3 protein-coding genes are annotated in these 3017 nt (G+C 47.2%); 1 reads left to right on the top strand and 2 read right to left on the bottom strand.

Annotated elements, in window-relative coordinates:
- The coding region (locus VIP81_RS17510) for an erythromycin esterase family protein (protein ID WP_331963717.1) at positions 1–627 on the top strand (627 nt) is incomplete at its 5' end.
- A 49-nt stretch (positions 628–676) separates the two neighbouring features.
- Here the strand turns inward: VIP81_RS17510 and VIP81_RS17515 are convergent.
- The gene (locus VIP81_RS17515; RefSeq protein WP_331963720.1) at positions 677–1672 is read right to left on the bottom strand and encodes a lipase family protein; all 996 of its coding nucleotides are present in this window, start codon (positions 1670–1672) and stop codon (positions 677–679) included.
- 146 nt (positions 1673–1818) lie between these two features.
- Positions 1819–3017: carbohydrate-binding protein (locus VIP81_RS17520; protein WP_331963723.1), on the bottom strand; the 1199-nt coding region annotated here is incomplete at its 5' end.

The raw sequence follows: 3017 nt of genomic DNA on the forward strand, positions 1-3017 counted from the left end.
CTGGCCGCACTCAAAAAGGTATTATCGCCCAATGATGTGACCCCGGAAAATCATTTTGTCAACGCTGGTGGATTCTGGTATCGGGTAGTGTGCAGCATTGAATCGGAAACCACCCGCTATTGGGGGATGGTGAAAGGCAACGAAATGAATGTACGTGACCTGCAGATGGCGGAGAACCTGATATGGCTGGCGGATAAAGCCTATCCCGGTAAAAAGATCATCGTGTGGGCGCATAACCTGCATATATCCAAAGCCACCAACGCAGTTACCACGCAGATCCCAGACCTTACCGGCTTTCTCTCGTCCTATGTACCGATGGGTACTACTGTACACCAACATTTTGGTCAGGCTGCCTATACCATTGGCTTTACCGGCGGCGCAGGCACGTTCATAGATTTCAATGATGGAAAATTACAAACCATTCCGCCGGTGGCGCCGGAAAGTGTGGAAGGACAGCTGTCTAAAACCGGCTACCCGTATAGCTTTACAAATTATCAAGCGATGCAGGGCAAGGTTGGTATTCCTACCACTGGTATGATCATGGATTATATACCGTCTGTTGGGATGTGGCCCAATGTATTTGATGGATTGTTTTTCATTAAAAATCCCACACCGGTAGACCGATGATGTATGCCCGTCTGGCAGCACTGGCATAAGCTACCAGACGGGACATGTTTTACACCCCTTGGGTAGCTGGCTGCAAAGGCAGCATAACGCCCAAAAAAGCAGCGTAGTTACTCACCGCATGTTGACTCCCCGCCTGTGCAAACCAGTCTTCAGCCGTATTACTTTCATACTCCGTATACAGCGCGGTATTAAAGACTGTGTAATGATTGTTTTGCTGCTGATAGCCATACAATAGGAACACACCGGATAACAGGAAAAATGCCTCCCGCAAACTAACGGTATAACCTTTATATACAACAGTGATAGCGGAAGCCGCCGGAGCAGGATCATATAACAATCCGGTAAGGAAAATGGTGTCTGAAACCGGGAAATTAGGTACAATATCATTCGCATTCTGGTAATGCCAGGCTGCCGGCAACTTGGCATCCAGGTCATTGGCGAAATCGCCGTTTCCCGCTGCAGGCGCCGCAAAAGTATACAGCGACACATTATCCGACGAATATTGCTCACCGGTAATGGTAGTAATAAAGTAAGAAGTAAATACATTGGCAATATTACCGCCCAGGCTATGCCCTGCAATCGTCAGCGGGTTACCGGGTTTAATAACATTGGTGACCAGGTAATCTGTCAGCGACACACCGGAGCCCAATGCATCCTGCATATTCAGCACGTTGGTAAAAGAAGTATTGGCGCCGTTGCTGATCAGTGGCTTAGGCGTAGAAGCATACGGCCAGCTTACCTGGGTTACTACGTCCAGATCTTCCAGTATCCAGTTTGCAAAAGCATCCCAGTTATTAAATACATCCTGCGGAGGCAGTGAGCCACGGATAGCCAGCGCGTAATTTGCCCCGGTAGGATCTACTGCTATAAAAGCATAGTTACCATCGTCCGTCTGGGTGCCATTCCAGACTATTTTCCAGCCGGGTAAGTAACTGCTGATGTCATTTACCGGATCGGAAGCATACGTTACATAAGTGAGTAATACTGCAGTGGTAGCACCTGCCGGCTGCGCGCCGTTGCCAGGGTTGCTGGATAGTGGTGTCATGGTTACTGATTTAAAAATGAGGGATTTTATTTCGGGTTTTGAGTACAGTAAGTTAACAAATTTCTTTGATACGGCGCTGTACCTCTATCAGTTGATTAACCATAACAAAATGGCTGACCCGCCCAGGTCAGCCATTTCTCAAAAATTTAAAACTTAACCACCTTTATCACTTCGCTCTTCCCTCTTCCTTCCAGCGTCAGCAAATACATTCCCCGTTTCAGATTCCCCACGTTCTTATTAATCCTAAACGTTCCTGGCGGGATTTTCCATTGCTGTATCACCTTGCCTGTTATATCTACCAGAGTGGCAGTATGATAAGCTTCCTTAAACTCAATGGTGAGCTGCGCTGCAAAAGGATTCGGATATACTTTTGTTTTTGAAATAGTGATTGTTTTATCAGGTACTGCCACCACAGATAACATGCCGGACAATGGTTGTACCGGTGCGCAGTTATCAATAATAAACCAGTTGTATTTAAACGTGCCGGCTCTCACCAAAACACCGGTATAAGTCAATGCTGGCAAGGTAATGGTGTCGCTGATCGTTTGCCAGGTGCCTCCGGTATTCGGCAAATTAATTACACCGAAAACTACCCCTCCATTTCCAATCCCCACTTGCGCGGCAGCGGTAGTAGATACGCGAATACGCACATTGTATTTACCAGCTGTTGGTACAATCAGGTTGTTGTAGGCAAACCAATCACTTACTTTCAAATTCGTAAAATCCTGTCCGCCGCCAACATCTGTACAGGTTTCCAGCACCGGGCCGGAGATGCGCGCTGACGCGCTCTCTGCTTCGTACTTATTATTTACAGAGCAACTGTATTGTACAATGTGGACAGTGGCGGTTTGACTGATACCACCTGCGGTAACAGTAAGGGTGTAATTCCCTAACGTGGTATCTGAGGTGAATAGTCCGCTGCTGCTAATGCTATTACCAGTGCCGGTTACAGACCATATGGGTGTCATCATTACTTCATTACTATCGGCATCAAATCCTTTTACGGTAAACTGCTGCGCATGGCCACCTGGTAATGATACTTCGCCAGGAGTGATTTCCATCCTCACCAACGGCGGTGGTGGTGGCGCTACACAATCATCTATGCTAAACCAATTGAACTTAAACGTGCCTGATACCACATGTATGCCGGTGTAACTAAGTGCAGGCAATGTGATGGTATCTTTTATTGTTTTCCAAACACCACCGGTAGATGGAATGTTAATGGTACCGAAAGTCTGGCCACCATGCCCTACCGATGCCTGTGAAGGCGCCGTAGACAATACTCTCAGGCTGATGTTATACCTGCGGGCTACAGGTACATTTAATGTACTGTAGGCAAACCAAT

Source organism: Chitinophaga sp., assembly GCF_036566945.1.
Lineage (GTDB): Bacteria > Bacteroidota > Bacteroidia > Chitinophagales > Chitinophagaceae > Chitinophaga.